General features: G+C 65.7%; 33 protein-coding genes. 16 read left to right on the top strand and 17 right to left on the bottom strand.

Annotated features, from left to right (window positions below):
- Genes CEX87_RS23655 through merA form a run of 5 tightly spaced genes read right to left on the bottom strand, consistent with a single transcriptional unit; the run spans window position 1 to window position 3787 of the window.
- On the bottom strand, window positions 1-849 hold the full coding sequence (locus CEX87_RS23655) for a cytochrome c biogenesis CcdA family protein (protein ID WP_024444598.1): 849 nt from the start codon (window positions 847-849) through the stop codon (window positions 1-3).
- On the bottom strand, window positions 846-1400 hold the full coding sequence (locus CEX87_RS23650) for a TlpA family protein disulfide reductase (protein WP_005148658.1): 555 nt from the start codon (window positions 1398-1400) through the stop codon (window positions 846-848). Before CEX87_RS23650 ends, CEX87_RS23655 begins: the two co-directional genes overlap by 4 nt.
- Window positions 1393-1683: a hypothetical protein gene (locus CEX87_RS23645; protein WP_005148657.1), complete on the bottom strand. Its 291-nt coding sequence runs from the start codon at window positions 1681-1683 to the stop codon at window positions 1393-1395. The genes CEX87_RS23650 and CEX87_RS23645 overlap by 8 nt, the downstream gene beginning before the upstream one ends.
- Before the next feature lie 32 nt (window positions 1684-1715).
- The gene (gene merB, locus CEX87_RS23640; protein WP_005148656.1) at window positions 1716-2357 is read right to left on the bottom strand and encodes an organomercurial lyase MerB; all 642 of its coding nucleotides are present in this window, start codon (window positions 2355-2357) and stop codon (window positions 1716-1718) included.
- Window positions 2358-2383: 26 nt separating this feature from the next.
- Complete coding sequence (gene merA / locus CEX87_RS23635) at window positions 2384-3787, bottom strand: mercury(II) reductase (protein ID WP_005148655.1); 1404 nt, start codon at window positions 3785-3787, stop codon at window positions 2384-2386.
- 56 nt (window positions 3788-3843) lie between these two features.
- Between merA and CEX87_RS23630 the strand changes: the two genes are divergently transcribed.
- On the top strand, window positions 3844-4233 hold the full coding sequence (locus CEX87_RS23630) for a heavy metal-responsive transcriptional regulator (RefSeq protein WP_005148625.1): 390 nt from the start codon (window positions 3844-3846) through the stop codon (window positions 4231-4233).
- 138 nt (window positions 4234-4371) lie between these two features.
- Entirely contained in the window at window positions 4372-5013 is a 642-nt protein-coding gene (locus tag CEX87_RS23625; protein WP_079481877.1) for a cadmium resistance transporter, read from the top strand.
- A 768-nt stretch (window positions 5014-5781) separates the two neighbouring features.
- Here CEX87_RS23625 and CEX87_RS23620 read toward each other — a convergent pair.
- From CEX87_RS23620 to CEX87_RS23610, 3 genes are all read right to left on the bottom strand, one after another.
- A complete protein-coding gene (locus CEX87_RS23620) occupies window positions 5782-6177 on the bottom strand; it encodes a type II toxin-antitoxin system VapC family toxin (protein ID WP_064393833.1) in 396 nt (131 codons plus the stop codon).
- Window positions 6178-6203: 26 nt separating this feature from the next.
- Window positions 6204-6443, bottom strand: a complete 240-nt coding sequence (locus CEX87_RS23615; RefSeq protein WP_082693841.1) for a type II toxin-antitoxin system Phd/YefM family antitoxin — start codon at window positions 6441-6443, stop codon at window positions 6204-6206.
- A 246-nt stretch (window positions 6444-6689) separates the two neighbouring features.
- Window positions 6690-7349: a GAP family protein gene (locus tag CEX87_RS23610; RefSeq protein ID WP_094289358.1), complete on the bottom strand. Its 660-nt coding sequence runs from the start codon at window positions 7347-7349 to the stop codon at window positions 6690-6692.
- A 70-nt stretch (window positions 7350-7419) separates the two neighbouring features.
- On the opposite strand from CEX87_RS23610, the gene CEX87_RS23605 reads away from it, so the two are divergent.
- Window positions 7420-8058: a TetR/AcrR family transcriptional regulator gene (locus tag CEX87_RS23605; protein ID WP_064393831.1), complete on the top strand. Its 639-nt coding sequence runs from the start codon at window positions 7420-7422 to the stop codon at window positions 8056-8058.
- 37 nt (window positions 8059-8095) lie between these two features.
- On the opposite strand, the gene CEX87_RS23600 is transcribed toward CEX87_RS23605, so the two are convergent.
- Entirely contained in the window at window positions 8096-8779 is a 684-nt protein-coding gene (locus tag CEX87_RS23600; protein ID WP_094289354.1) for a DUF4304 domain-containing protein, read from the bottom strand.
- Between the two features lie 119 nt (window positions 8780-8898).
- On the opposite strand from CEX87_RS23600, the gene CEX87_RS23595 reads away from it, so the two are divergent.
- On the top strand, window positions 8899-10608 hold the full coding sequence (locus CEX87_RS23595) for a GMC family oxidoreductase (protein WP_094289352.1): 1710 nt from the start codon (window positions 8899-8901) through the stop codon (window positions 10606-10608).
- Window positions 10609-10684: 76 nt separating this feature from the next.
- On the opposite strand, the gene CEX87_RS27430 is transcribed toward CEX87_RS23595, so the two are convergent.
- Window positions 10685-10831, bottom strand: coding sequence for a hypothetical protein (locus CEX87_RS27430; protein ID WP_094289350.1), 147 nt, complete (start codon window positions 10829-10831; stop codon window positions 10685-10687).
- 321 nt (window positions 10832-11152) lie between these two features.
- Between CEX87_RS27430 and CEX87_RS23585 the strand changes: the two genes are divergently transcribed.
- The 4 genes from CEX87_RS23585 (at window position 11153) to CEX87_RS23565 (ending at window position 15212) form a co-directional block, all read left to right on the top strand.
- A complete protein-coding gene (locus CEX87_RS23585; protein ID WP_064393828.1) occupies window positions 11153-12406 on the top strand; it encodes a cytochrome P450 in 1254 nt (417 codons plus the stop codon).
- Complete coding sequence (locus CEX87_RS23580) at window positions 12399-13046, top strand: TetR/AcrR family transcriptional regulator (protein WP_064393827.1); 648 nt, start codon at window positions 12399-12401, stop codon at window positions 13044-13046. The genes CEX87_RS23585 and CEX87_RS23580 overlap by 8 nt, the downstream gene beginning before the upstream one ends.
- A 133-nt stretch (window positions 13047-13179) precedes the next feature.
- The gene (locus CEX87_RS27165) at window positions 13180-14007 is read left to right on the top strand and encodes a cysteine peptidase family C39 domain-containing protein (protein WP_142301125.1); all 828 of its coding nucleotides are present in this window, start codon (window positions 13180-13182) and stop codon (window positions 14005-14007) included.
- Window positions 14008-14297: 290 nt separating this feature from the next.
- A complete protein-coding gene (locus CEX87_RS23565) occupies window positions 14298-15212 on the top strand; it encodes an MBL fold metallo-hydrolase (RefSeq protein ID WP_064393824.1) in 915 nt (304 codons plus the stop codon).
- Here the strand turns inward: CEX87_RS23565 and CEX87_RS23560 are convergent.
- Window positions 15206-16546 (bottom strand): FAD-dependent oxidoreductase, encoded by a 1341-nt coding sequence (locus tag CEX87_RS23560; protein ID WP_158220792.1) that lies wholly within the window; start codon window positions 16544-16546, stop codon window positions 15206-15208. The genes CEX87_RS23565 and CEX87_RS23560 overlap by 7 nt on opposite strands.
- A 169-nt stretch (window positions 16547-16715) precedes the next feature.
- On the opposite strand from CEX87_RS23560, the gene CEX87_RS23555 reads away from it, so the two are divergent.
- The gene (locus CEX87_RS23555) at window positions 16716-17363 is read left to right on the top strand and encodes an FKBP-type peptidyl-prolyl cis-trans isomerase (protein WP_174522746.1); all 648 of its coding nucleotides are present in this window, start codon (window positions 16716-16718) and stop codon (window positions 17361-17363) included.
- 10 nt (window positions 17364-17373) lie between these two features.
- On the opposite strand, the gene CEX87_RS23550 is transcribed toward CEX87_RS23555, so the two are convergent.
- From CEX87_RS23550 to CEX87_RS23540, 3 genes are all read right to left on the bottom strand, one after another.
- Window positions 17374-17721, bottom strand: a complete 348-nt coding sequence (locus tag CEX87_RS23550; protein WP_064394164.1) for a hypothetical protein — start codon at window positions 17719-17721, stop codon at window positions 17374-17376.
- A gap of 86 nt (window positions 17722-17807) precedes the next feature.
- Window positions 17808-19391 (bottom strand): threonine/serine exporter family protein, encoded by a 1584-nt coding sequence (locus tag CEX87_RS23545; protein ID WP_064393822.1) that lies wholly within the window; start codon window positions 19389-19391, stop codon window positions 17808-17810.
- Window positions 19382-19900, bottom strand: a complete 519-nt coding sequence (locus tag CEX87_RS23540) for a hypothetical protein (RefSeq protein WP_064393821.1) — start codon at window positions 19898-19900, stop codon at window positions 19382-19384. Before CEX87_RS23540 ends, CEX87_RS23545 begins: the two co-directional genes overlap by 10 nt.
- A 179-nt stretch (window positions 19901-20079) precedes the next feature.
- Between CEX87_RS23540 and CEX87_RS23535 the strand changes: the two genes are divergently transcribed.
- From CEX87_RS23535 to CEX87_RS23525, 3 genes are read left to right on the top strand one after another with little or no spacing between them, the layout of a single operon-like run.
- Entirely contained in the window at window positions 20080-20787 is a 708-nt protein-coding gene (locus tag CEX87_RS23535; protein ID WP_082693820.1) for an HD domain-containing protein, read from the top strand.
- A gap of 5 nt (window positions 20788-20792) precedes the next feature.
- Window positions 20793-21452, top strand: a complete 660-nt coding sequence (locus CEX87_RS23530) for a DJ-1/PfpI family protein (RefSeq protein WP_064394163.1) — start codon at window positions 20793-20795, stop codon at window positions 21450-21452.
- The gene (locus tag CEX87_RS23525; protein WP_064425527.1) at window positions 21449-21763 is read left to right on the top strand and encodes a hypothetical protein; all 315 of its coding nucleotides are present in this window, start codon (window positions 21449-21451) and stop codon (window positions 21761-21763) included. The genes CEX87_RS23530 and CEX87_RS23525 overlap by 4 nt, the downstream gene beginning before the upstream one ends.
- 12 nt (window positions 21764-21775) lie before the next feature.
- Here CEX87_RS23525 and CEX87_RS23520 read toward each other — a convergent pair whose 3' ends face one another.
- Window positions 21776-22075 (bottom strand): hypothetical protein, encoded by a 300-nt coding sequence (locus CEX87_RS23520; protein WP_064418572.1) that lies wholly within the window; start codon window positions 22073-22075, stop codon window positions 21776-21778.
- A gap of 30 nt (window positions 22076-22105) precedes the next feature.
- A complete protein-coding gene (locus CEX87_RS23515; protein ID WP_233151497.1) occupies window positions 22106-22513 on the bottom strand; it encodes a hypothetical protein in 408 nt (135 codons plus the stop codon).
- A 148-nt stretch (window positions 22514-22661) separates the two neighbouring features.
- Here CEX87_RS23515 and CEX87_RS27285 point away from each other — a divergent pair, with 148 nt between their 5' ends.
- A complete protein-coding gene (locus CEX87_RS27285; RefSeq protein WP_158220791.1) occupies window positions 22662-22802 on the top strand; it encodes a hypothetical protein in 141 nt (46 codons plus the stop codon).
- Window positions 22803-22818: 16 nt separating this feature from the next.
- Here the strand turns inward: CEX87_RS27285 and CEX87_RS23510 are convergent, their stop codons facing one another.
- Window positions 22819-23253, bottom strand: coding sequence for a DUF4383 domain-containing protein (locus tag CEX87_RS23510; protein WP_064393817.1), 435 nt, complete (start codon window positions 23251-23253; stop codon window positions 22819-22821).
- Window positions 23254-23384: 131 nt separating this feature from the next.
- Between CEX87_RS23510 and CEX87_RS23505 the strand changes: the two genes are divergently transcribed.
- The 3 genes from CEX87_RS23505 to CEX87_RS23495 all read left to right on the top strand — a co-directional run bounded on the left by CEX87_RS23505 (window position 23385) and on the right by CEX87_RS23495 (window position 26851).
- Window positions 23385-24044 carry an MOSC domain-containing protein gene (locus CEX87_RS23505; RefSeq protein ID WP_198957290.1) on the top strand — a complete coding sequence of 220 codons (660 nt, stop codon included), beginning with the start codon at window positions 23385-23387 and terminating at the stop codon, window positions 24042-24044.
- Between the two features lie 224 nt (window positions 24045-24268).
- On the top strand, window positions 24269-25228 hold the full coding sequence (locus CEX87_RS23500; RefSeq protein ID WP_094289344.1) for an esterase family protein: 960 nt from the start codon (window positions 24269-24271) through the stop codon (window positions 25226-25228).
- A 66-nt stretch (window positions 25229-25294) separates the two neighbouring features.
- Window positions 25295-26851 carry a class I adenylate-forming enzyme family protein gene (locus CEX87_RS23495; RefSeq protein WP_094289342.1) on the top strand — a complete coding sequence of 519 codons (1557 nt, stop codon included), beginning with the start codon at window positions 25295-25297 and terminating at the stop codon, window positions 26849-26851.
- Window positions 26852-26854 lie beyond the last annotated feature (3 nt).

The raw sequence follows: 26854 nt of genomic DNA, 5'->3' as shown, positions 1-26854 counted from the left end.
TCACCGGCGGCGCTGCTTGCCGGTGATTGGCCGGCGGTGGGTGGTCCAGCACGCGGCCACCGCGCTGACCACCACAGCGAAGGCGGCAATGACGCTGGCCGGGAGGGCGTGGTCCTGCAGCCATCCGGTCGCGGTGGCCGACCAGCCGGTGAGCAGGTTGCCGCCGCTGGCGGTGTGCCCGGTGGCCGCGGGCAGCCAGTACCACGCGAGGTAGGCGCCGGTGGCGATGAGGACAACGGCGGTGACGCGGGTCCCGTGGCGGGCGAGGATACCCAGATGCCGGGTCAGGGCCGTGCCGGCGATGGCGGTGCCGACGCTGACCAGCATCAAGATGGTGGCGGCACCGGCTGTGTATGCGGTGAACACTGCCAGCAGACCGCCCCATCCGCTGGTGGCCTGGGCCTGGGCGATCACCGCGAGCAGTACCCCGAAGGTGCAGGACAGTGACGCCAGGGCGTAGCCGATTCCGGCCGCGAGCACACCACCGGCTGTTGGGGAGTCCGGCCGATGACGCGTCCGGGCAGGCATACGCAGACCGATGGTGCGGCCGGTGAGCATGAAGCCGCCCAAGATGGCCAGGGTGAGCCCGATCGTGATCCCGAGCCAGGGAGCAGCCGTCACCAGGGTCCGGGCACCGGCACTGATCGCGATACCGGCGAGGGTGAGGGTGCCGGTGAACCCGATGGTCAGGACGGCCCCGGTGCGCAGTGCCCGGGCCAGCCGCACGAGCACCGCATCGGTGCCGCCGGTGGCGATGGTGCCGGTGATCCACGCCGGTAGCAGCGCGAACCCGCAGGGGTTGACCGGGGCGAGCATGCCAGCGGTAAACGCGAGCGCGAGCAGGTTCACCGTGCGGCGCTGCTGCCGAGGGCGGCCAGGATCTGATCCTGGGACGGGGCGTGGCCGCGGTAGCTGATCTGCCCGGACGGGTCGATGACGAGGGCGGTGGTCGGCGCGGTCACCTGGTAGCGGCTGGTCAGGGCCCCGTTAGTATCGACGACCGCGGGCAGGCTGGTGCCGCCGATCTGGTCCAGGAAGTGGCGAACATCGGCGGGTTTCTCGGTGGGGACGATGTCGACGGCTAGGAACTTGGCGCTGCCTCCGGCTTTCTCCACGGCCGCCCGAGCAGCGGCCAGGGATTTACCGCCGCCGACGCATTCGCCGCACCCGTAGGAGAAGAACAGGATCGCGGTCGGGGCGGCAGCGGGCAGTTCGACGGTTTTGCCGTCCACCGTGGTCAGTGTCGCCGCCGTCGCCTGGGTTGTGGCGTTGGCGTGTGGCGGTGAGGTCGGATTGCTGGTTGTGGCCGATTGGCCGCACGCGGTCAGCGCGCCCGCTGCCAGCATCACAGCCGTAACGCCCGCCCACCTGTGGGGTGTAAACGAACGCGTTTCAGACATTGTCGATGCTTCCTTTCGTCAGGTCGTCGAGCGTGTGCGTCGCGGGTGAATGGCTGTCGGCGGGACAGCAGTGATCGCCGCGTTGACCGCGGCGGGCGAAGGCGACCACAGCCGCCAGCAGCAGCGCGACGGCTGCCCCGATGACCCATGGATTCTCGAGCAGTCCACACACGGCGGCGAGCGCGCCGCCGGCGATCAGGACTGGCGCGGCGCAACACAGGGCCGTCACCAGCACCGCTGCCGCACCCAGCAGCACGGGATTTCTTCGTGGACGTTGATTCATTGATTTCTCCTCATCAGGTTGGGTGCGGCTGGTCAGCTGCAGCAGCCGGGGTGGGCAGTTGGCGGGGTATGGAGCTGGGTAAGGATTTGTGTGGTCAGGGCTGCGCCGAGTTGGTGGGCCTCAGCGACGCTGACGATCTGACCTTCGGGGTGCTCGGCGAGCCACGGCGCGGCGTCCTGCGCGCAGGTGAAGTAGTGCACCTGGTTGCAGAATGAGGACCGGATCGAGGTGAGGTCGTCGGGGTTGACCAGCGAGACCACCGCGGTCTCGGGCTGCACGCTGGTGACACCGTTTTCGCCGACCGAGACCCTGATCGGGTGCCCGCTGACGGGTGATTCGGATTCGATGCTGGCGGGCCGGTCCAGGATGGTGGGAAAGATGAGGGTGTCCAGGGCGCACCAGGTGTAGAGCTCTTGGCCGGCCACGGTGAATCGGTGGCGGGTCGGGCGCAGGGTCAGGCCCTGGCCGACGATGCGGCCCTGCTCGTCGTATTCGGTGTCGGGTACCGCGGCCAGACGCCGGGTCACCTCGTCAACCGGGAGGCCGACGGCCGCGGCGAGCGCCTCCACGGTGACCGGCTCGCCGGCGGCGAGCAGCCGCAGCAACGGCACCAGCATCGTCGGGTCGAGCCCGGACTCTTCCGGAATGGTCAGGCGGTCAAGGAAATTGGGCATCAGGAACCTTTCGAGTGAGCCATGCGTCAGGATGCGCAGCAGGACAGTCGGGACATATCGGCGCTGAAGGACTGGGCGGCGATTTTGATGCCTTCGGCCATGGTCAGATACGGGGCCCAGGACCCGGCGACCTGGTCGACGGTCATCGCGGCGTCGAGGATGTAGACCGCGGCGGCGGCGATCTCGCCAGCATCCTTGGCGACGGCGGTGATGCCGTGGATGCGGCCGGTGCCGGCGTCGGCGACGAGTTTGATGAAACCGCGGGTGTCTCGGTTGACCACCGCACGCGGCACATGTTTTAGCGGCAGCACCCGGCAGTCGCACCGTGTCCCGGCGGCGAGGAGCTCGGCCTCGGTCGTCCCGGCCGCACCGACCGCGGGGCTGGTGAACGTCACGCGGGGCAGATGGCGGTAGTCGACCCTGCGGCCGGCGTCGGTGAAGATGTTGTCGGCGACCATCGCGCCGTGATGGGCGGCGACGTAGACGAACTCGCGGTGCCCGGTCACGTCGCCGGCCGCCCAGATCCGTGGGTTCGACGACTGCAGCCCGTCGCTCACCACGACCTCGTTGTTCTCGCCGGTTTTGACCTGCACCGCTTCGAGATTCAGGCCGTCGGTGTTCGGACGGCGGCCGGTGGCGACGAGGACTTTCGCGGCACGGAACTGCTGCGTTCCGCCGGTGATGGTCGCGGTGACCGTGACCTGATCGTCGGCCTGCTCGACCTCGCTCACCGTGGCGCGGCGCACCACCCGGATGCCGTCGTCGGCGAACACCTCCAGCAGCGCCATGCCGACTTCCGGCTCTTCCTTCGATGCCAGCGTGGAGCGGACCAGCACCGTCACCGTTGACCCGAGCCGGGCGAACAGTTGCGCCTGCTCCAACGCGACGTAGCCGCCGCCGATCACCAGCAGCGACTCCGGGACCTCGGTGACTTCCATCGCGGTGGTCGAGGTCAGGTAGGCGACGCCCTCGAATGCGGGCGGGATGACTGGGTTCGCGCCGGTGGCGATCAGGTAGTGCTCGGCCTCGATGGTGGCATCGCCGACCTCGATGACGGGCGCGTCCGGGGTTCCGGCGAACCGCGCTTGGCCCTGAATGCGCTGCCAGCCATACGATTCGGCCACGTTGAGGTACTTCTCTGAGCGCAGCGACTCCACCAGATCGTGCGTGCCGGCGATCAGGGCCGCCATGTCCACCGGGCCGGCCGTGGTGGCGATCCCCGGGAACCGGGCAGTGTCGGCTGCGGTATGCCGGGCCTCGGCCGCTGCGATCAGGGCCTTTGACGGCACGCAGCCGGTGTTGACACACGTGCCACCGAAGATGCCGCGCTCGATCATGACGACGGACTTGCCGAGCGCGGTAGCGCGGATCGCCGCGGCCATCGCCGCGCCGCCGGAACCGATGACCGCGAGGTCCAATCCCTGACTCATGCACCCATCCTTGACCTTCAAGTAGGCTTGAAGGTCAAGTGTTCTGAGGAGACATCGTGAGAATCGGGAAGCTCGCCGAGGCGACCGGGGCCACCACCGCGACGCTGCGCTACTACGAAGACGAAGGCCTGCTCCCGCCCGCCGAACGTTCCCCGGCGGGGTATCGCGACTATGCCGCCGACACGATCGCCCGGGTCGGCTTCATCCGACGGGGACAGGCCGCCGGGTTCAGCCTCGCCCAGATTCGGCAGATCCTCGACATCCGTGACAGCGGCCACGCGCCGTGCACGCACGTGCGCGACCTGCTCGACATCCGACTGACCGACCTCGACGAGCAGATCAGCGCACTGGTGGCACTGCGCGAGACCATCGCCCGGCTGCGGCAGGGCGCCGAAAGCGTCGACCCGGAATCATGCAGCGCCGATGACGTATGTCGATACCTCTAGGAGCCACCTCCGTGGCACCGGAGGCATGTATTTCGTCAAGTCCGTTGACCCCGGCAGTCGTCATGAATTTCCGCCCCACTGGAGGTCGTTGGTGCGCGGGAGCGCGGGGCCTGCTGAGCAGTAGGCTCACCCGATGCGGTGGGATTTCACTCGAAGCTGGTCGCATTGGCCGTGCTGAGCCCAGCCACACTCGTTCAGGCGATCGCCACCTTCGCCATCACCAATATCGACGACATCGTGGTCCTCGCGGTGATGTTCGGCCAGGCGCCCGGTCATCGTGGCGCAGCCATCCGAGTGACCGCCGGTCAGTACCTCGGCTTCACCGCCATCTTGGCAGTTTCGGTCGGCGGCGCACTCCTGGGTGCCACGCTGCTTCCTCCAGCCGCACTGCCGTACTTCGGGCTGCTGCCCATCGTGTTGGGGCTGCGGGCGGCATGGCTGGCCTGGCGGGATCGCCGCACCCAACCGGCGCCGACCGATGATCCCGCAACACTGTTGACGCCTGGCACCTGGCAGGTCGCAGTCATCACCTTCGCCAACGGCGGCGACAACATCGGCGTGTACGTTCCGATCTTCGCCGTCTCAACGATCGCCACCATCGGTGTTTACATCATCGTGTTCCTCATCGGTGTGGCCATCTGGTGCGCGGCCGGCCGATATTTCGCCTCCCACCCGATCATCGCCAAAGCACTCTCACGCTGGGGCCACATCGTTCTGCCCGTTGCACTGATCACAATCGGGGCCCTCATCCTCATCAAAGGCGGAGCGTTCGCCCTCTAGCTCGGAGCAACTTCACCACTCAGGGCCAGGAGGCGCTCCTGCATCGGCATGTGTTGGCGTTCAACCACTTTGGTGATGTCCCGGCCCGTATCCGCTATGACAATCTAAAACGGGCGGTGGCCAAGGTGCTCAAAGGCCGCAGCCGGCACCCGAACTACCAACACGAGCGAGCGCACCACAGAATCATGATCGTGTGTCACGAGAGACACGATCACAGTAGTTATACCGAAGACGTACCCGAGCCAACGGAATCGACAGGAGACCATTCCGGCTACCCTGCTGCGCTCGCAGCCGGGCGCGGAAGCAGGGTAGCCCCAGATTCAATGAGAAACGTCGCGATCGAAATTCTCATCCAATCTGGGGCAATGCAGGTCAGACTAGTAAATGTGCCCCAGATTCAATGAGAACGGACACTGGTTGACGACGCCACGAAGCGACCACGGTTCACCGGGCCTGATGTGGACATCGCTAACCGGTTGATCGCGCGCACGTGGTGCGTGGAATCAACCAGTTAAGGGTCGCCGGACGGCGTGTTGGCCGGAACGGAGCGGTCCGCCGGCAGGCGCTCCGGGACGCCGGCCGTAACGAACAACCGGCCCGGCAACACATCCGCCAGGTCAGCCAAGTGCCGATAAGCCACATTATGTCAAGTAGGGTCCGCCTGATTGCGCTGCGACCCAAGGGTTCTCGCTTATCGAGCAAGGCCGAGGAATGCCATCATCGGTCGCTCACTCGACGACTTGTCGATCATCAAGTCACTGCACTGAATCAGTGATCCGGGTGGGTGACCACACGTAGGTCTAGCTGGGGTATCCCAGAGAAGTCACTGGGATTGCATGTGTATAACGGCACACCGTGCGCGACGGCACTGGCCGCAATGAGCGCGTCGTAGGCTCGCGCAACTGGTTTGCGGCCCGACGTACGCAGCGCGGCAGCGATGCCTCCAAACGCGCGCGCACTTTCGGCGTCGAATGGAAGGACTTCGAAATCCGCCTCCGCCTGCTGCAGGTGTTGCTGGCGTGCGCTGCGTTCGACGTCAGCTTGGGCGACATGCGGACCCACGGACAGCTCAGCGAGTGTTATCGCGCTTATTACAGACTCGTTTGGCAACTCGTCGGGATCTGCCAGCCGGCCGAGCAGAATTACCGTCGACGTGTCGAGCATGCCTCTCGACCGGCCGGCCGATCCCCTCACAGTGACGGATCCACCACGCTGTCCACGTCCGAACGCAACTTCTCCACGTTCACAGGTGGCAGGTTCCGGCGCCGGCGAATCAGCTCCCTGGGACTCACGCTGGGCCGCGGCAACGGGGTCAGCTCGGCTACCGCCGCACCATCACGCGTCACCACTATCCGCTCACCACGCTCCACTCTGCGCAGCACTTCCCCACCGTGGTTGCGAAGGTCGCGAACAGTCACCACCTCAGTCATACGCACCAGAGTATCACCGGTGAGACATATCCGCACGGCCCGATGCCCGTGAACCCTGGCGAGCCCACCACCCTCCATCCGCGCGTCGTCGAGGTGGCCGCACGCCTTAGGGATACGGCGGAATCGAAAATGGCGGACACAGCCGGTGCTGTCTCGCGTTGATACCTCCAGCGCAGGGTGTCGAGGTGGCCCTCACGAAGTCCTGGACTCTGCATCGCGGTGGTCCTCATGGTGCAGACCCTTCTGCTAGTCACTCGTGATCGCAATCTCGGCGGGCAGGGCGGTGAGAAAGAGGAGCACGCCAGCGATACCAACGATCCAGCTCACGGTGGTGCGCGAGTTGGCGGTAAGCCTGCGCTGCCAGCGTTCGAACCGTTCACTCATCCGCTCGCGCAGAAGTGTCCACGCCAGAAACAGCACGATGCCGGGCAGGATCATGATGAGTACGTAGGCCCCTAGTAGGACGAGCCACTGAGGCGGTTCGAGGCTGGCGGAGGTCATGATGCCGATCGCCGCGAAATACGGTATTGCCGTGTAGAACTCGAACAGCCATGTCCCCAGCCCCAACAGCACGATCGACTGCACGGTGAACGTCTCGACACGGGGCTGGCTCGTCTCCCTGGCGGGGATGAACCAACTGCCGATGAACAACGCGACCCCGATCCCACCTTGCACCCACGCCCACACCCCCGGGTCGATCACCGGAAGCAGTGCGCCGAGCCCGAGCTTGAGTAGGACGCCAAGAACGAAGTACGCGCCGGCAACGGTCGTCAGGTAGACCGCCAGCAACATTCCGACCCTCCGCGGGCGGGCGAGAAGGAGATAGAGCGTCACGCCAATGAGCGCAGGGCTGAGCATGTCGAGCGCCGCAAGCGCCAGCACCGCCCCCACGGTGACTATTGGCATTCAACTCCCCCCTTGCTCTATCGGTGAGCGGCGAGCATCGGAAATAACACGCCCGTGTTACCATACCGCAGTGCCTCGGCTCGTGGATCACGATCAGCGGCGCGCCGAGATCGCTAGCGCTGCCCTTCGGGTCGTGCTCCGTGAAGGGCTTGACGGTGTCACCGTGCGCGGCATCGCTGCCGAAGCGGGTTGGTCGACGGGCTCTTTGCGGCACTACTTCGCCAACCAGCACGATCTGCAGGCATACGTCATGCAAACTGCCACTGACACTCTCCGCACACGAGTGCTCCCCCGCGTGCAACGACTGCGCACCAGCGGCTCGGTGGTTGAACGCGTCGCCTCTATTGTGGAGGAACTCCTTCCTCTGGATACCGAACGCCGAGAGGAGTACGCGCTGTGGGATGCGGTGACTGAATGGGAGCGCCGTCATCCGCCGGCAGGCGGGTCCCGCACGTGGCAGGACCAACGCGCCCTGTACCGCCAGTGCATCGCCGCACTGCGAGACCAGGAGACCACGAGCGATCCCGAACTGGCCACAGTTCCCCACGCGGACAACGAGATCGAGGAGTGGAGCGCTCTGCTCCATACCTTCGTCGACGGACTGGCCTCGCAACTCACCAATACACCCGGAGAAGTGACACCAGCGTCGGCCAGAAACCTCCTCCTCTCGCTACTGCGGATCGCGCATTCGGAATCGACGAAGACATGACGCCAGTTCTTTCGGCAGCCTGGGTGGACCGCCGCCGTTAGGACGGCTCATACCCGCCACTGGAGATAATCGCGTCTAGCAATCCTCGCTTCCGCAGCTCATCCGCCCAGCGCCCGGCGGCCGTGCTGATTTTGCGGCTGAAGATCGACCAACGGTCTTGATGCCCGAAGCAATCGTGCAGCCTCGTCACGTATTCCGTCAGCGTATCGATGTCATCAATTGCAGCCAGGTACCGGCAGGTCTTGTCATATTCGATGAGCAGGTTGTTGTCGACTGCGTATCGCACCAATTGCTCTGTGGTGCTTATCCGTTCCATCTCAACCAGTACCAAGTCAAAGCCGTCGCAGAGCGCGCCGGCGAACTGCCGCATGTCGGTGCGACGGTCGAACCGCACCTCGTATGGCAGATCGGGTACCAAGTCCTCCCACCGACGTTGCAGCAGCGAACCTTTGAGGGGATGTCTCACTCGCTCGTATCCAGGACATGCGGCGTCGACCTCGACTGATCCGATACCGACGTTGACGAAGAACCCGTGCCACGACATCGTGCCGTTGTGCCAGTCGGGCTGAAGGTGGATCACGTCGTAGAGCGGCCCCCGCTCCCGCTTGAAACTGCAGTCCGATATGCCAAATCCGCGCGCACGTAGAAACGGGCCGACATCGGCGGAGACGACCGCCTCGTAAGCCCGTTGCAATGAACCGTTGACTGCCCCCTCGCCCATGACTCAAGGCTAAGGCGGCGGCGCCATCCTTCAGCGCACCAATTTGAAGCTACTCAAGGGCGACGCAGCCGTGCCCGACCATGAGGGCGAAAACTACCTTGCCCATTAATGTGGTAGCGGTGAGATCCCGGGGCCATCAGGGAGTTCGACCTGACGCCGAATTCGATTTCATCATCGTGGGAGCGGGCAGTGCCGGCTGCCTGCTCGCCAATCGCCTCAGCGCCAACCCCGACCACCGGGTACTCCTGATCGAGGCCGGCGGCACGGACAACTGGTTCTGGATCAAGGTGCCGGTCGGCTACCTGTACACCATTGCCAACCCCCGTACTGACTGGTGCTTCACGACGGAGCCCGACCCAGGCTTGGCCGGCCGAAGCATCATCTACGCGCGGGGTCGCGTGATCGGCGGATGTTCGTCGATCAACGCCATGATCCATATGCGCGGGCAGGCAAGCGATTACGAGGTGTGGGCGCAAGCCACAGGAGACGAGCGGTGGCTTTGGGGCGGCCCAGACGGTCCAGGCGAAACACTCGCAATCTACAAAGAGTTGGAAGACTACTTTGGCGGAGCCGACGACTGGCATGGCGCCGGTGGTGAGATCCGCGTTGAGCGACCGCGGGTGCGCTGGAAGATTCTGGACGCCTGGCAGGCCGCCGCGGCCGAACTGGGTATCGCGCCGATCGAAGAGTTCAACCGGGGCGACAACTCCGGGAGCGCCTACTTTCATGTCAATCAACGACGCGGACGGCGCTGGTCGATGGCCGATGCCTTCCTGCACCCCGTCACCCACCGCTCCAACCTCACCGTCTACACGCAGACTCAGGCTCTCCAGTTGCTCATGGACGACCAGGTCAGCGACGATCAGCGTCGCGGCGCCTGGACCACGGCGCGGCACCGCGTCACCGGCTTACGGCTGCTCAAAGACGGAAAGATCGTCGACGTCCGAGGCTGTCGGGAGGTGATCCTGAGCGCCGGCGCCATTGGCTCGCCTCATCTGATGCAGGTCTCGGGGTTGGGCCCGGCGGAGTTGCTCTCCCAGCACCACGTGCCGGTGGTCGTTGATCTGCCAGGTGTCGGCGGAAACCTCCAGGACCATTTGCAACTTCGAACGGTCTACCGCATTCGGGGCGCGCGAACCGTCAACACGCTGTACCGGAATTGGATCACCCGGGCGGGCATGGGAATTCAGTACCTGCTGATGCGATCGGGACCCATGACGATGCCGCCGTCCACACTGGGGGCTTTCGCCAAGAGTGAGCCCGCGCTGGCCAGCCCGGATATGGAGTGGCACGTGCAACCCCTGTCGTTGGCCAAGTTCGGCGAGCCGTTGCACCGCTTCGGCGCGATCACACCTTCGGTCTGCAATCTAAGACCCACTTCGCGCGGGCACGTGCGCCTGGCCGACGCGGATCCGCTGACCTACCCGAAGATCATCTGCAACTACCTGTCCACTGATGCCGACCGTGAAGTCGCCGTGCGCGGCCTTCGGATGACCAGGCAGATCATGGCTGCCCCTCCTCTAGCCCGTTACTGTCCGGAAGAAATGCTCCCCGGGTCGCAAGTGGTGAGCGACGAAGACCTACTGGCGGCGGCGCGTGAATTGGGGACCACCATCTTCCATCCGGTGGGCACCTGCGCGATGGGTGCCTTTGATACACGCGGTATGCCACGGTCGGCCGCCACGGTGCTCGACACCGACTGCCGCGTGTTTGGTGTCGCGGGTTTGCGGGTGGCCGATGCTTCGGCGATGCCCACCATCACGTCCGGGAACACCAACGCGCCGGTCATGCTGATCGCAGAGCGCGCGGCGCGGACGATCCTAGAATAAGTCGGTCACACGGCTCGTACCGCGGCGTTTCACGCAGGTCTCGGATAGCCCCATCGATTTGCTTGAGTCGTGACCGTCAGTCCTCTTCGTCGTCGTCACGGTGCGCGGCTTCGATCACCTCCGGTGGTGCGGGCTTCTGCAACCAGGCGCGGATCCGCAGTAACCCGCCGGCGACAGCCCCGCCGGCGAATACCGCAACCACAATCCAAAGCGCAGTGGACATGGATCAATTCTCCGCCCGCGGCCGAGTATCGAAGCTACTTCCGCACGTTGCCGACAAGCCTGTCGAGCCAACGGCAGCAAACACCTTCTAGAGCGGCGCCGTCGTAGCCAAAAACGAGTCACCACCCCACTGCGGTGACCGGCGTGAGGGCAGTTGGAGCCGGGTGCCGCGACGACATGTTAAGACGCTTAGGCGCTATTCGTATGATCTATCTCGCCTGAAGCTCGCATCTGCCTCGTAAAACGCTCCCTACATTGACACCGATCCGGTGATGGTCATACGCTTCGAAACAAAACGTCTAACTCGTGAAAGTCGCTTCTGATGACCGTGACCAGCGCCGCTTCCAATGTCTTCGATGCGGGCCTCCCTTCCTTCGACTACGGCCTCACCGCGACACCGCACGACATCCTCGAGGATGTCCGAGCGGCGCAGGCACGTGCACCCATCGCCATCGGCCCCTTCGGGCCGGAAATCCTGTCATATGAACTTTCCCGCGAGATCCTGCGCGACAGCAGATTTCGGCTTCCGCCCGGCATTACTCTGGCCTCGCAGGGCATCACGTCGGGTCCCTTGTTCGACAAGATGGCGAACAGCCTCCTGGGGCTGGAAGGCGCACCTCATATGCGCCTACGCAAACTCGTGTCCAAGGCGTTCACGCCGCGGGCGACATCGCGTCTTCAAGTCACCATCCAGGAAGTGGTGAACGGGCTGATCGATCGAGTGGCGGACGCCGGACGGTGCGACGTCGTGACCGACATCGCGCGCCCCTACCCCACTCCGATCATGTGCGCGCTCATCGGTGCGCCCCGGGAGGATTGGCGCCTGTTCGCAGATTGGACTGAGGAGGTCTTCAAGGCCCTCAACTTCCAGCCCGACGCCAACTTCGACGAGTCCGCGATTATGCGGGCGTGGGGCGAACTGGACGCTTACGTCGACGACATGGTCGCCGCCCGTCGAAGCAGCCTCACCGATGATCTGCTCTCCGAACTCATCCGCGCCGAAAGCGACGGCGACCGCCTGAATCTCGACGAACTCCGCATGCTGGTGGCCGGCTTCCTGATGGCCGGAACGGACACCACGCGGAATCAACTGGCCGCGTCGGTCCAGGTGCTCTGCGAGCACCCCGATCAATGGATGATGCTGCGCGACCGACCGGAGCTTGCGATGCAGGCTGTCGAGGAGAGCATGCGACACTCACCGGCGGCCAGTATCGTGCCACGGGCCGCGACCGAGGATGCCGAGTTCGGTGGCTACCTGTTCCCGGCAGGCACCTTCATACTGGTGAACACCTTTGCGGCCAACCGTGATCCAGCGATCTATCGCGATGCCGAGCGGTTTGACATCACCCGCAAAGACGTACCCCCGATTCTGACTTTCGGCGGTGGTGCCCACTACTGTCTGGGAGCCAACCTCGCGCGCCGCGAGCTGGCGGAGGCACTTGTGGTCCTCACCCGCCGTCTCGATGCACCCCGCCGCGTCGGTCCGGCGCCGTGGAAATCCCTGTTGGGAATGACTGGTCCGCTCACACTTCCGATCGAATTCACCAGCGCAGCGATTGCGACAGCGCATGCGTAGCCGCGGCTGGGCAGGCGCCACACCCAGCTCAGACGAGGAAGCGATTACCCGCATCCTGGACGCGGTGGACGAAGTAGTCGCTGAGCACGGACCAGCGTTACGCCTTGCTGACGTCGCCCGCAGACTCGGGGTCACACGGCAAACGGTGTACCGCTACTTCCCCAATGCTGACGCGTTACTGATCGCCAGCGCGATGCGGGCCGTGGATGGTTTCATCGATCAGGTCGTCGACCACGTCAGGGGTGTCAACGACCCGGTCACTGCGGTCGTCGAATGCGTGTCGTTCGCACTCGAGACCCTCACCGGCGATCCTCAGCTGGAGGGCCTACTGGCCCGGCGACAGGACGGCGAAGCGGTCACCTCGTTGACCTCCGACACGGCGAAGTCATTCTGCCTGACGTTTTTCCATCGGCTGGATGTCGATTGGCAGCTTCACGGCTTCGACAGCACCGCTCTCGAAGAGCTGGCCGAAATGACCTTGCGCACAGTGCAGTCCATGCTGACTGATCCTGGGCAGGCGATTCGCAAAGATGCCGCACTGCGTGGGTTCGTGACTCGATGGCTCGGCCCAGCGATCCTCTATCCACGAATGACCTCGTTGTCGATGGACGACAGGCGACAACCGCGCGGCACCGCGTGATGATTTCCACCCGTCCGGCGAGGAACGCCCGGATCTATGAGGTCGTTGCAGTTAGCGGATGGTTACCTCGAGGTTCGCGACAGGCGCGTCAATAATGCCCAGAGAACACACAGGCGTCTGCTAACTTCGCGAGGTGCCACTTTGCCAGCGAAGCGAAAGAAGCCGGAAGGCCTTCGCCGCAACCGTAATCGCCAGCCTGATCGTCGTTGCCGGGGCCGCCTGCGGTGGTGGTAGTGGCACAGAGCCCGACGAGACCCCGGCGGCAACAGCCGACCAATCCACGGCGGCTCAACAAGCTGAGGCGAATCCAGAAGATCAACAGGCTCAACCGATCGTCAAAGACGAGGACGGCGATGGCCAGCCCGAGATCACGGGCGGCGTCTACGGAGATCCTGCGGCCGCCCTTCACTTTTGGGAGCAACAGACCGAAAGCGACTGCGGGTTGATGGCCACCCGCATGGTGGTCGGCGAGATCACCGGAGCACCGCCCACTGAACGGGAGATCATCGATCTCGCGGCCAAAACTCCGAGCGAGTGCGACCCGGGTGAGCCGGTGTATGACGAGAGCGTCGATCCCAGTGACGGCGGTGTCGGCCATGGCACCTGCACGACCGATCTTCTGCTTCTGCTCAAGCATTACGGAATCAAAGCCGACTACACGAATGACGACACGGCCGCCAAGGGTGGACTCGCCACCGGAATGGACGCGTTGGCGGACTATCTGGGTGATGGACGGCAAGCGATTGTGTGCGTGAACTCCGACACCATCTGGGATGGCGACGGCGACCGGACGGGATGCGGTCACCTGGTCACCGTCGCCGCCATCGATTACGACAACGACGCCGTCTATCTCGGCGACAGCGGCGGCGACGACACCAAGGGCGAGCACGTGACCACCGACGTGTTCGAATCCGCTTGGGCCGCCGGAGACCACGAACTGGTCGTCACTGCGCCACGCTGACATCGCCTGTGACTCAACCGATCACGAAACACTGGGGCAAGTCGCCCCCAGCAACCCGGCGGCCATCACCATGACCGCGGTGGTCAAGGTGGTCCGCCACCCGAAGGTGCGCGTGACCATGGCGATCCCTGTTCGACGCCATAACTCCTACATGTAACCGTCACTCCGGCAGTCGAACCTTTTTGGGGCACGACGAAAGTTCCTCGGTCCCGGATGGATAAATCGCGTCATCTGAGGGCGTTCTCCAGAAATGACAGGTGATATTCGGTAACGCCCTCAGGAGGACAGCCATGAGCGTGGAGAGCATCTCGGATTTGGGTACGACGAACGTCGACGAGTTGGTTCCGTCGAGGTACGCGGTGCAGGTCGGCGACATCGAGGTGCTGGTGATCAGCGATGGCGTGTTACCGATCACGGCCAGGACCATGGCGACCAATGCCGACCCGACCGAGTTCGGGAGCTGGCTCGACGACCGGTTCCTTCCCAGAGACGTGCTCGCCTGGCCACTCAACGTTGTCGTCGTACGCACCGGGGGTCGGACCATCCTGGTCGACGCCGGGCTCGGCGTGGAGTTCCCGGACTTTCCGCGGGCCGGGCAGACCGTCCGTCGTCTGGAAGCAGCCGGTATCGATCCCTCGGCGGTGACCGACGTGGTGCTCACCCACCTGCATATGGACCACGTGGGCGGACTGCTCACGAAGGGCCTGAAGGAACGGCTGCGTCCTGACCTGCAAGTCCACGTTGCGGCCGCTGAGGCCGAGTTCTGGGAGGCGCCCGACTTCTCCCACACCGACATGCCCGCTCCCGTTCCGGACGCGCTCCGGTCGATAGCCTCACGTTTCCTGGACGAGTACCGCGGTCACATGCGCACCTTCGAGACGGAGTACGAACTGGCGCCCGGAGTGCTCGTCGTCCGCACCGGAGGTCACACCCCGGGTCATGCCATCGTCCGCCTCGACTCCGGCGGTGACCGGCTGACGTTCGCCGGTGATGCCGTGTTCGCCCCTGGATTCGATAATCCGGAGTGGCACAACGGATTCGAACATGATCCAGAGGAGTCAACACGCGTGCGGATCGAACTTCTGCGGGAGCTGGCGGCGACCGGTGAGTCCTTGGTGGCCACTCATCTGCCGTTCCCATCGGTCTGTCGAGTCGCGACCGCCGGCGACGTCTTCCGTTGCGTGCCGACCGTCTGGGACTACTGACGAGAGCGCTGCCGTGCGTGACCGATGACCCGCGCGACATGCCTAGGGCGCATAAGGCTCGTCCCGGGGTCCACGCCTTGCAGCGTGCGGAGGAACGTCTCGGCGAGCGCCATGTCTGTCGACGCGGCGGCCATATAGGCGGTGGTGTAGCCGTTGAACGCCCGCTGCGGCCACGATCTCCATCCACTCGCCGGGGTGAAACCGAAGTCGTTGAGCCGGTTGGCCCACCAAAGAGGAGCCAGCCGCCGTGCAACATCGCGAAAGTACGCCTGACTCGACGGTTCACCGTTGGAGGCAAGGGTCTGTCGAAGGCTGCGAGCCTGCATCAGCGCCGATGTCATGCCCTGGCCGTACATCGGGTTCAAGCTACACACCGCGTCCCCAATCACCAACAGCCCGTGAGGAAATGGGGACATCCTGTCGTAGCGACGCCACATGCTGGTCGGGAACTGGCGATGATGCGTCTCCCCCAGCGGTTCGGCGTCGTGAAGCGCTGCGCCGATATGCGGGGGCACGCATTCGGCCACGGCGGCCAACACCCCCGGCAGTTCGGTGGGCAGCCTGTGTCCAGCGACACCGATCAGCGTCACGATCATGGTGTCGTTCTCGTAGGCGAGCATTCCGACGCCAGTTGGACGTTGCAGCGTCGGACTGACGAACACCACCTTGTCGTCCAGCGCCCCCGGCGTCATGCGAAACAGCTGACTGGCGTAGCTGAGCTGTACCCGATACGACCGCTCGACGGGGCGTGTGAAGCCATGCGCCGCAAGGAAGGCCGGTGTACGCGCCGAGCGTCCCGTCGCGTCGACCACGAGATCGGCGGGCAACGTCTGCCGCCGTGAACCAGCGCCGTCGCTGATACGAACACCGCGTACCGCACGATCGCTCACCACGGGCTCGACAACGTCGTGGCCGTCGAGCACCGTGACGTTGGACAGTGCGTGAACCCGTTCGCGAACAACGGATTCCAGCAGCGGCCTACTCGCCGGTTGCACAGGCATCGCGTCAGGGTCGGCCAATGCTGCCGTCCGACACAGCGCATGCCCACGGACCTCGATGTACACCGCCGACAGGGTGTTCGTGTCGATGATCGGTGCGCCCGCCGCTTTCAACTCCTTCGTGGCGCCGGGGAACATCTCCTCGAGGATCTTCAAACCCGCACTGGTCATCATGTGCAGGTGGTGACTCTGAGGCACGCCGGTGCGATGCGACACGTCGACGGGCAGCCTGTCGCGTTCCACGACGGTCACCGAGTCGTACGCGTCTGCCAGCACTCTCGCAGCGAGCAGCCCCCCGATGCTCGCTCCACACACGACCGCTGCTCGCGTCGCCATCGCGCCCCTCTTCGGCAGGCTGTATCCCGCTACCGTCGCACAGAGAGCGGCCGAGAGTGCGGTTTCATCCGCGACGCGCAGTGCCAGCCGTATCAGAACGCACATCCGCGGTCAGACCCCCACGGACCACCGGAGCGCCGTCAGCGCCGCTGTCTGTAGCGTGGCGACCGTGAATTCCTCGCGTGTGTCTCTTCCTGTCGGACTGATCGCCTGCACCGCATCGATGGTTCTGGCTCTTGCCGCGTGCGGCTCGGACACGGAAGCGTCATCGACTACCACGACCTCCTCGACGAGCACGTCCTCTCTGGCCGACGAGTTCATTCCCCCACCCGCCGAGACGGGCGATCCCGCCAGCGCGATGTGCCCGACGGCTCCGCCGCAGTTCGGTGGCACCCCCGAGTGGACCCTCAACGGCGACACCGGAAGCGTCGCCGTCACCGGATCCACCGACGCGACGGCACCGCTGATCAACGTGCAGCCGCCGTTCAGCGTGTCCGAAACCCAGGTGCACACGCTGAAGCCCGGTGACGGACCGGTCGTCTCCGAGACGGCCACCGTTTTCGTCTGCTACATGGGCGTCAACGGACGCGACGGGTCCGTTTTCGACAACAGCTACGAGCGCGGCATGCCGGTCGACTTCCCGCTCGACGGGGTCGTGCCCGGCTTCCAGAAGGCCATCGCCGGACAAAAGGTGGGGTCGACGGTCGCCGTGGCGATGACGTCTGCCGACGGCTACCCGGAAGGTCAGCCCGCCGCGGGGATCCAGCCCGGCGACTCACTGATCTTCGCGATCAAGATCCTCGACGCCTCGAGCTGACCCGTAGCGGTCAGCCGCCGGCGGTGACCGGGTTCTTCGACAGGTGGATGAAGGCGCCGTTCTTCCACACGCCCCAGCGTCCGCCCCAGCCGGAGTGCCATACGACGGGCTCGCCGAGCCAGAACTCAGCGGGCTTCCGCGGTGCCCACGACGGAACCGGTTCCCCGGCCATCGGCCGCGCCGGCGGCGGAGCCACACCAGGCGGAGGCGGTGCATAAGGATTGGGGGCCTCCGCGGCCAGCATCGGCGGTGGGGGCGGCGGTGGAGACGGCTGGGCGCTTGCCGGAGCGCTCAGCCCTAGAGTCGTCGCTGTCAGTCCGCCTGCAATGGCAGCCAGCGTGGTCTTGGAAAACCTCATGAGCATGCCTCCAGCGGTAGTCGCGAATCCGATGCTTCGAATTTATAGCCTGCATTTGCTACGGCCAAACCAGGGCGCGTCTGTATTTACGATTGCTCGGTGCTCTCATCGCGTTCGGACGCGTCGCTGTCCTCGGTTTCTTCCTGGGCGTCGCCTGTCGGCTTCGGTTGCAGCGCGACACTGCGCGTGCGCGGGATGATCTCCGACGGTTGATCCTCGGCCGGAGCGAGGTGCACGACGCGGCCCACCGCACGACGTAACCCCGGTGGTCCTTCCTTGCGAATGAAGTCGCCGATCCGGCCGGCCCGGTAGCGCAGCGGCGAGCCGATGAACTCACCCAGGACCACGCCACTGCCCAGGGCGAGCGCGATCGCGATCGCCGACATCATCTGGCGGATTCCGTTGTCGAAGTTGCCGTCCACGGCAAAGGAGAACACCGCGCGAAACACCGCCAGGCCCGGCAGCATCGGCATGATGCCCGCCGTGGCCGTCACCAAGGCAGGCGCTTGTCGACGGATCGAGATCAGCGTGGCGACGAGACCGACACCGACCGCGGCGGCACCACTCGCGAACACCTGACCGAACCCGGCGTTGCCCAGGGCGATCAGAACCGCCTCGGCGAGTCCGGCTGCCAGCCCTGCGGTGAGGATCGCCCGCAACGGCGCATAGCTCGCCACGGTCAGGCAGGCGCCCGCCAGCGCCGCGCCGAACACCGCGACCGCGATCCGTACCGCCCCGCTCGGCGCGATGAACGATTCGGTCGCATCGACATGCAGCGAGATGGTCACTCCGGCGATCTCGGCGATCTGCAGGCCGGCGAGGATGCCCACCACGATCCCCGACGTCAGCAGCACCGCTTCCCCCAACCGGGCGACCGAAGTGAGCATGTAGCCGGTCACCGCGTCCTGCATCGCGCCGACGAACGTCAAACCAGACAGCAGCACCACGATGCCGGTGGCCACCATGACCGTCGGTCCTATGTCGGCATACAGAAAAGCCGCCACGGCGACCGAGGTCGCGATCGCCGCGCCCGCGACGTGTTGGAAGAAGAACGGTGTGCCCCAGCGATTCAGCCGCCGCCCCACCTGGTCGATGACCCCCGACGTGACTGCGGCCAGGATGCAGGTCAACCAGCCACCGCCGAGAAGCATGGCGATGCCCAGCGCAAAACCCGCCCAGCCCGCGGTCGCGAGCCACCGTGGGTAGGGGTGCGGCCGTTCGGTCAACTCGTCCATCGCGTCGTGCGCTTGATCGACCGTCACACCGCCGGAGGTGATCCGCTGAACCAGACGGTCGAGTTCGCCCAGTCGCGTGTAGTCCGTCGACCGAGCGTGCACTGCTCGAACGATGGTAACGGGCGGGCTGTCCGCGGTCGGCAGAGCGGACACGATGACGGTGGTGACGAAGATGTCGACGACACAGTCGGTCAGTCGGTATGCCTGGGCGACGTCCTGGGCGGTCGCGACGACGTCGGCGGTGCCCGAGCCCGAAGACAGCATCACCTCGGCGAGGCGGATCGTCAGATCGAGCACCTTGCGGGTGTGCAGGTCGCCCATCCCGTCGGAACGGCGGCGCCGCTGACCCGCGACGGGCGCCGGATCGCGCGGGCCGCGCAGCGCATTGCGTAAGCCGCGGCGGACGCGGCCACGCGGTGTTCGGTCTAACGGCATCGACGTGAACGATACTGACGCGCGGGCATCATGGCCCAGGCGGCTAATCCCGCTGCGGCGCCCGACAACACATGCCAGAGGCCGTGGTACTGCCACAGGCTGTCGGGCCGGCACAGCGGCGAGCCCGTGCGCCCGGCGGCATAGGCGGCCAGGCCGAGCGCGAAGACCGCTGCAGCCGCGACCCACACCGAGCGCCGCCCTCGCGCGCTGCCGATCACCCCGATCACACACACCCCCGCAAGCGCGACAATCGGCCAGTCGTGTACCGGTCCCGCCCAGGGCGGCTGGGGTCCGTGGAAGACGAAGCTGCCGAAGCCGACGGCGACCAGCGCCACTCCTGCGGCTCCCGCCAGCACCGCTCTGCCCCGTATGGCCCAGCACAGGACGGCTATCCCCACGGCGACGTACGCCAGGCTGGTGAGGGCGAGGACGGGTTGGCCAAGCATGGCGTCGCCGATGCGTTCGCAGTCCGAGCGTCCGAAGGCCGCCGGGGCGGTCCAGGCCTGCATCCAACTCACGATAGCCGCCGATGGTGTTGGGCAAGCGAACCGAACGTATTCGTCTGTGCCACAGCCGCATTCTGCGGGCATCCACCGCCCATCGCACGACGCCAAGAGTGGCCAGATTCCGTTGAATCTTGGCTACTTTGCCACTAGTCGGGCATGCCGGAACCGGGCACTGTCAAGGCATGCGTACCGAAGACATGGCCACGCTCGCCGACGCGAAAGCCGACGTGGACAGCTGGGCTCTACCCGATACCGAAATCTGCTCGGAAGCACTGCGATACGTCATCGACGTCTCCCCGGATTTCCTCATCAACCACTGTGTCCGCAGTTATCTGTTCGCGCGCGAGATCGCCTCGGGCCAGGGTATGCGCAGCGGTACCGACTACGACGACGAACTTGTCTTCCTCGCCTGTCTCCTGCACGACCTGGGGGTCACGGATGCCGGCAGGGGTGATCAGCGGTTCGAGGTCGAGGGGGCCGATGCGGCGGCGGACTTCCTTCGCCGACAAGGGCTTTCGGCCGATCGGATCACGACGGTGTGGCAGGCGATCGCACTTCACACCAGCGCCGGGTTGGCGAACCGGTTCGGGCCCGACCAGTCGGTGGTCTTCAACGGAATCGCCCTCGACATCAACGGCATGGACAAGCACCTGCTCTCCCCCGGCTTCGCCGACCGGGTTCACGCCGCGTGGCCACGTCACGACCTCGGGTACGCGATCGCCGACGCCGTGGCCCGCGATGTGCGCCTCAACCCGATGAAGGCTCCCCCGTTCTCGTTTCCCGCGCACCTGCACGAACTGATCAACGGGTCGACGTTCTCGTTCTTCGATTTCGTGCGCGCTTCCGGGTGGGGCGACCAGCCTTTACGCGGCGACTCGAGTGCCCCATGACGCCGATGCATGCACAGATCGTGTTGTTCGACGGCTTCGACCCGCTCGACGCCGTCGCCCCGTACGAAGTGCTCGTCGCGGGCAGCGACTTCGTCGGAGGCGAACTGGAAGTCGAGTTCGTCTCGGCCGAGGGGCCGCGGCCGGTAGTCAGCGGTTCGCGGGGACTGACGTTGGAAGCGACCGCCCGACTCGACCCCGCCAAGCCGGGTTTCGTGATCGTGCCCGGCGCGGCAGGCCCTGTCGACGGCGACCCCGATGAGGGCGTCGCGACCATTCCTGTCCTGCTCGCGCGCTTCGGCGATACCGCCGCGGTGCCGATGATGCGTGAAGCCTTCGCAAATCCGGACATCACGGTCGCGACCGTATGCGGTGGGTCGCTCGCGCTGGCGATGGCGGGCCTGCTCGACGGCCGCCACGCCAACACCCACCATCTCGGTGTGGACGTGCTCGACGCGACAGGCGTATTTCCGGTGTCGGCCAGGGTCGTCGACGACGGTGACCTGGTCACCGCAGGCGGCGTCACGTCGGGGCTGGACCTCGCGCTCCATCTGCTCGACCGAAGCTACGGTCCGCGCATCGCATTGGCCGTCGAGGAGTTGTTCGCCTACGAGCGGCGGGGCACCGTCTGGACCGACACCGGCCGCGCGCCGAAAGCCTCGGCATGACGAGCGTCGTGGGCGACTGGGATGTGCGCATCAAGACACCGGTCGGAGCCTTGGAAGTGGTTTACAGCTTCGTCGAACAAGACGGTGCGATCACCGGCACTGCGCAGAGTAAATCCGAAAACGTGTTGCTGAGCGACATCACCGTCGTCGAAGATGTTGACGGACAACGGGTCACATGGCGGCAGACGGTGACCAAACCGATGAGCCTCAAACTCGAGTTCGATGTGCAGGTGCGTGGTGATCATCTGGCTGGTCACTCGCGTGCCGGACGCCTGACGCGCTCGGCAGTCGCCGGGGTGCGACGCACCTGACGGCCGACCGTGTCAGCCGTCTTCCGGCGGTGCTACGTTCGCCTGCCATCGCCTGCGTCGCTGTTCGTCGGTCTGCTCCCACCACGGCGGTGAGCCCCGCTCGCCCAATGCGACCTTGACCGCGTGCACACCGGCCCGCGCGGTCTTCTCGTCTGCAGTTCCCTTGGTGCGGCGCACTTCTCGGCGCCATGCCATGAGTATCCGGGTCAACTCCGCGCGCCGATTCTCGGGTATGGCCGGATCGGTGGCGCGCCACCGGCGACCGTTGATGACGAGGAAGTGGCCGTCATCGGTCAGCTGGGGCTCACCCATCGGCCGATACTAGCTCCGACTAATCCTGCTTTACGGGCACGGCCCGGGGATGAACAGTGACCAGCACCAGCCCGGCGGAAGGGGTGGGGTGAAGCCGGGCGGTGGCGGTGGCGGCGGTGGTGGCGCCTCGCCTTCGAAGATGTTCTGCGCCACGTTGCCCTGCCCGTGGTAGACGTACCAATACGTGTGGCACACGTTGTTGTCCCATACCACCGGATTCACCCGCAGATTCCCGGTCTGCACCGGCGGATCACCCGGGCACCACCGGCAGGGCCCTGACGGATTCTCGTCCGGACATCCGGGCCAGGCTTGCTGCGGCGTCGGCCCACCGGGCAGCGCTTGGGCCGTGCCCGCCAGCGACCCGAAGCCGGCGCTCGTGATCGCGAATGACATCAATGCCGCGCCGAGGATTCGCTTCGATGTGTGAGGTGTGGTCATGTTTCGCCCTTGCTCGGTTCGGCGCTCGATGGCCGTCGTCGAGGCAAGTACACGAGATCCGGTCGGCTACCGATCCCAACTCCGCGGTTTCCGTGACAAGGGGTTCGGGTATCGCTCGGCGAGACCATCGCCGACTAGGAGAGAACTGATGAGCTCACCCGAACAAGCCTCCGACGACGCGAGCCAGGGTGAGGGCGCGGACCAAGGCGTCCCGCCGACGGCTCCCGCGTATTCGTCGCCGCCGCCCGAGGGAATCCCTTCGGCCGACGACAAGGACGGAGCCGACTAGCAGGGGCGGTGCCGGATCACGACCCCCTGCGCAGATCAGCAAGCGAGTTCTGCACACCGCCGTCCATGCGGATCTGGATACCGGCCACCGCCAGCATCACCGCCGAGGTCACCAGATGCACGATCGCGTCGGTGATGTTGTTGGGGAACGTGAACACGTACGCCACCTGGTGCGAGAAGAACGCCCAGATGCCCGGCAACGCCCCCGCCACCGCCGCCACGAGCAGATACAAGACCGACCACGACTTGCGAAACGCGAACACCAGTCCCGGTCCGAACAGGGCGAGACCGGCGACGGCGTGCCAGCCGTTGTAGTCCATCCCGAGTACCTGCGCAGTCGGTGCGCCCGGGCCTGTCGCGAAGCTCGGCTCCACAATGAAGCCGATCACCGCCTGGATGACGTGGAACGCGGCGATGACCAGCAGGCCGACCTGGGCGAAACTCCACTTCACGGCGACACCCTTCTGGTTGTCGATACCCCGGTGAATACTACGCTCGGTAGTAGTGCCTTGTTAAGGGGTCGAGTGCAAAATCCCGCCAGGCGGCTCGCTCGCTCCGTCGCTAACCTGTCCGGGTGGCAGAAGTGCTGTCGGTGAACGTTGCGCGAGTGCGGGTCAATCCCGATGCGCCGTCGAGGTCGACGGGTATCGACAAGGTCGCCGTGCTGGACCGGGTCGCGGTGCGCGCGCCGGGGCCGATGCGCGGCGGCCTGGGCAGCGGACTCGTCGGCGACACCATCGGCCATAAGAAGCTGCACGGCGGCGACGATCGAGCCGTCTACGCATACGCGCGAGAAGACCTCGACGACTGGGAAAGTCGACTGGACCGCCGGTTGACCAACGGCATGTTCGGCGAGAACCTCACCACCACGAACGTCGACGTGACACAGGCGCGCATCGGTGAACGTTGGCGCGTCGGCACCGACGGTCTCCTGCTCGAGGTTTCGGCGCCGCGCACACCGTGCCGCACCTTCGCCGCCTTCCTGCAGATCGACCGCTGGATGAAAACCTTCACCACAGCCGCCAAACCCGGTGCGTACCTGCGCGTTATCTCACCCGGAACGGTGGGCTTAGGCGACGAGATCTCCGTCGAGTACCGCCCCGACCACCAGGTGACCGTCGAGTTGGCGTTCCGCGCAAGGATGTCCGACGCGTCGTTGCTTCCACAGCTGCTCGCCGCCGACGCGTTGTCTGCCGAACTCAAGACCTACGTCCGCAAGCGCCTGTCGACCAACGGCAAATAGGCATCACCGCGGTCCGCCGGCGGAACCGTGACGCACCCCACGCTTCGGTAACGGGGCCGCTGCCGGTGCCGACATAACCGTCAGCAGCGGCTACGCGCGGCGGGTGTCCCGTATCGCGGCAGGTGTGAAGCAGCAGCGCCTGAACCGGCAGCCCCGACCCGGCTCCGGTCCGCCCATCCGCGATGACCGCTCGGCGGTATCCCTCGACCAGGAAGTTCACAGCGATGACATTGCGACACAGTTGGGCGCGCCGCATGATGGCCGGCGCGCTGGCGGCCCTGCTCATACCGGGCCTGGTCGCGGCGGTGGGTGGCACGTCCACCGCAGCGGCATACTCACGACCGGGCCTTCCCGTCGAGACCCTGATGGTCCCGTCGGCCGCCATGGGCCGCGACATCCCGGTCAAGTTCCAGGGCGGTGGCCCGCACGCGGTCTATCTGCTCGACGGTTTGCGGGCGCGCGATGACAACAGCGGCTGGGACATCGAAACCGCCGCGTTCGAGAACTACTTCGAATCCGGTTTGTCGGTCGTGATGCCGGTCGGTGGCATGTCGAGCTTCTACACCAACTGGCAAGGACCCGCGGTCGGCAACGGCGGGCGCTACTCCTACCAGTGGGAGACCTTCCTGACGTCTGAACTTCCGGCGTATCTGTCCGCCAACAAGGGCGTCTCGCGCAGCGGCAACGCGGTGGTCGGCCTGTCCATGTCGGGCAGCGCGGCGCTGATCCTGGCGGCCTACCACCCCGGCCAGTTCCGCTACGCGGCATCGTTGTCGGGCTTCCTCAACCTCTCCGAGGGCATCTGGCCGCTGCTGGTCGGCGTCGCGATGCGCGATGCGGGCGGATTCAGCGCCACGGCGATGTGGGGCCCGCCGGGAAGCTCGGCCTGGAAGCGCAACGACCCGACGGTCAACGTCGGCAAGTTGGTGGCCAACGGCACCCGCATCTGGGTTTACTGCGGCAATGGCGTCCCTTCCGAACTCGGTGGCGGCGGCGACATCGCCGGCCAGTTCCTCGAAACCATCACGCTGGACAGCAACAAGAGCTTCCAGCAGGCCTACGAGGCAGCCGGTGGAGGCAACGGCACGTTCAACTTCCCCGCCAACGGCACCCACGGATGGGGCTACTGGGGTTCGCAGCTGGCCGCGATGAAGGGCGACATCCAGGCCACGCTGGGCGCCTGAGCTCGCTGACGCCACTGGGCGACCGCCTCGTGCGGTCGCCCAGTGCGCGTTGGAGACAATCACGGGGTGACGCAGCAGCCGCGACCGACCATTCCCGCGCTCTTGGCGCATGCTTGCCACGACTTTGGAGACCACACCTATCTGGTCACCCCGACGGACCGACTCACCTACCGCGAGGCGCACGAGCGCTCGGCGCTCATCGCGCGGTGGCTCCTAGGGCAAGGCGTCGGCAAAGGAACCCGCGTCGGCCTGTTCTTCCCCAACGGAGTGGACTGGGTGCTCTGGTGGTTGGCGGCCTCCCGCATCGGCGCGCTGGTCGTGCCGCTGAGCACGCTATACGCCCCGGTCGAGATCGCCAAAGTCGCTCGGCTGGCCGACGTCGCGCTGATCGTCGCTCCCAGCCGCGTGCTGAGCATCGATGTCGCCGACCGGTTCGAAGCGGCCTGGCCGGAGTTGACGACCCAGCGGGGCGGAGGGTTGGCCATGACGGGCGCCCCGTACCTGCGTCGAATCGTGTTCGTCGACGGCCCGGTTCCCCCTTGGGCCACACGGTGGGGCGGCGACGCCGACGGCCTACCTGGCGAGCTACTGGCCGCCGCGGAGGCCGAGGTGAGCCCCGCCGATCTGGCCGTTGTCATCCACACGTCGGGCTCGACAGCGGACCCCAAGGGCGTCATGCACACGCACGGCACCCTCGTGCGACAGACGTCGACATGGCCGGATGCGATCCGCGCGGTGTCCAAAAGCGAAGGCGCAGTGCGGATTCTGTGTGCGATGCCGTTCTTCTGGGTCGGCGGGTTGCTCGCGGCGACCGGTGCGCTGCACGAACCCGTCACGGTGCTCGCCATGCCGAAACTGGACGCCGAGGGTGCGCTCGATCTGATCGAACGCGAACGGGCAGCTGGAGTCGTCGGATGGCCCGCGTTCACCCAGCGGCTCCGTGAACATCCGAGCTTTCCCGGCCGCGATCTGGCCTGCGCGCCGATGTTGCGCGACGGACCGCTCGACATCGCGATGGTCGACGTACCCGACGGATATCCGGTCCACCGCACCATGTCCGAGACCGCGGGCGGGTTCGCATACACCGACATGTGCATCGTCGACGACGACGGCGCACTGGTTCCCGACGGACAGGTCGGCGAACTGCTGATCCGCGGCATCGGCGTGATGGCCGGCTACAACAAACGCGAACGGTCGGAGACCTTCGACGAAAACGGTTGGTACCACACGGGCGATCGCGTCTACCGAAGACCGGGCGATCCGCGGCTCTTCTACGTGGGCCGGACCACCGACATGATCAAGGCCGCCGGGGCCAACGTCTCACCGCTCGAGGTCCAGGCGGTCATCGAGGAATCCCCTGCCGTGGCACAGTGTCTCGTGCTCGGAATCGACGACCCGCAGCGCGGGGAGCAGGTGTGCGCAGTCGTCGTCCCCACCGCTGCAGGTGTCGACATCGACGCGTTGGCCGCCCACGCCCGCGCGCACTTGTCGACATACAAGGTGCCGACCCGCTGGGTGCTGGCCTCCAGCGACCAGATCCCGATCCTGCCCAGCGGGAAGTTCGATCGCAAGACGCTGGCCATCATGATCGTCGACGGCGTCCTTGAATCGGTTGTTCGGTGACCG

The sequence above is a fragment of the Mycobacterium lehmannii genome (genome assembly GCF_002245535.1).
Classification (GTDB): domain Bacteria; phylum Actinomycetota; class Actinomycetes; order Mycobacteriales; family Mycobacteriaceae; genus Mycobacterium; species Mycobacterium lehmannii.
This window is presented reverse-complemented; position numbering and strand designations above follow the sequence as displayed.

Excerpts from the sequence above, each read along its gene's own strand:
- CEX87_RS23580 (WP_064393827.1), top strand. The coding sequence starts at position 12,399 with ATGCGTAGCCGCGGCTGGGCAGGCGCCACACCCAGCTCAGACGAGGAA.
- CEX87_RS23525 (WP_064425527.1), top strand. The coding sequence starts at position 21,449 with ATGACGAGCGTCGTGGGCGACTGGGATGTGCGCATCAAGACACCGGTC.
- CEX87_RS27430 (WP_094289350.1), bottom strand. The coding sequence starts at position 10,831 with ATGTCCACTGCGCTTTGGATTGTGGTTGCGGTATTCGCCGGCGGGGCT.
- merB (WP_005148656.1), bottom strand. The coding sequence starts at position 2,357 with ATGCCCAATTTCCTTGACCGCCTGACCATTCCGGAAGAGTCCGGGCTC.
- CEX87_RS23535 (WP_082693820.1), top strand. The coding sequence starts at position 20,080 with ATGCGTACCGAAGACATGGCCACGCTCGCCGACGCGAAAGCCGACGTG.
- CEX87_RS23520 (WP_064418572.1), bottom strand. The coding sequence starts at position 22,075 with ATGGGTGAGCCCCAGCTGACCGATGACGGCCACTTCCTCGTCATCAAC.
- CEX87_RS23610 (WP_094289358.1), bottom strand. The coding sequence starts at position 7,349 with ATGCCAATAGTCACCGTGGGGGCGGTGCTGGCGCTTGCGGCGCTCGAC.
- CEX87_RS23615 (WP_082693841.1), bottom strand. The coding sequence starts at position 6,443 with ATGACTGAGGTGGTGACTGTTCGCGACCTTCGCAACCACGGTGGGGAA.
- CEX87_RS23530 (WP_064394163.1), top strand. The coding sequence starts at position 20,793 with ATGCATGCACAGATCGTGTTGTTCGACGGCTTCGACCCGCTCGACGCC.
- CEX87_RS23565 (WP_064393824.1), top strand. The coding sequence starts at position 14,298 with ATGAGCGTGGAGAGCATCTCGGATTTGGGTACGACGAACGTCGACGAG.
- CEX87_RS23500 (WP_094289344.1), top strand. The coding sequence starts at position 24,269 with ATGACATTGCGACACAGTTGGGCGCGCCGCATGATGGCCGGCGCGCTG.
- CEX87_RS27285 (WP_158220791.1), top strand. The coding sequence starts at position 22,662 with ATGAGCTCACCCGAACAAGCCTCCGACGACGCGAGCCAGGGTGAGGGC.
- CEX87_RS23600 (WP_094289354.1), bottom strand. The coding sequence starts at position 8,779 with ATGGGCGAGGGGGCAGTCAACGGTTCATTGCAACGGGCTTACGAGGCG.
- CEX87_RS23545 (WP_064393822.1), bottom strand. The coding sequence starts at position 19,391 with ATGCCGTTAGACCGAACACCGCGTGGCCGCGTCCGCCGCGGCTTACGC.
- merA (WP_005148655.1), bottom strand. The coding sequence starts at position 3,787 with ATGAGTCAGGGATTGGACCTCGCGGTCATCGGTTCCGGCGGCGCGGCG.
- CEX87_RS23540 (WP_064393821.1), bottom strand. The coding sequence starts at position 19,900 with ATGCAGGCCTGGACCGCCCCGGCGGCCTTCGGACGCTCGGACTGCGAA.
- CEX87_RS23560 (WP_158220792.1), bottom strand. The coding sequence starts at position 16,546 with ATGGCGACGCGAGCAGCGGTCGTGTGTGGAGCGAGCATCGGGGGGCTG.
- CEX87_RS23645 (WP_005148657.1), bottom strand. The coding sequence starts at position 1,683 with ATGAATCAACGTCCACGAAGAAATCCCGTGCTGCTGGGTGCGGCAGCG.
- CEX87_RS23650 (WP_005148658.1), bottom strand. The coding sequence starts at position 1,400 with ATGTCTGAAACGCGTTCGTTTACACCCCACAGGTGGGCGGGCGTTACG.
- CEX87_RS23515 (WP_233151497.1), bottom strand. The coding sequence starts at position 22,513 with ATGACCACACCTCACACATCGAAGCGAATCCTCGGCGCGGCATTGATG.
- CEX87_RS23620 (WP_064393833.1), bottom strand. The coding sequence starts at position 6,177 with ATGCTCGACACGTCGACGGTAATTCTGCTCGGCCGGCTGGCAGATCCC.
- CEX87_RS23550 (WP_064394164.1), bottom strand. The coding sequence starts at position 17,721 with ATGAGGTTTTCCAAGACCACGCTGGCTGCCATTGCAGGCGGACTGACA.
- CEX87_RS23585 (WP_064393828.1), top strand. The coding sequence starts at position 11,153 with ATGACCGTGACCAGCGCCGCTTCCAATGTCTTCGATGCGGGCCTCCCT.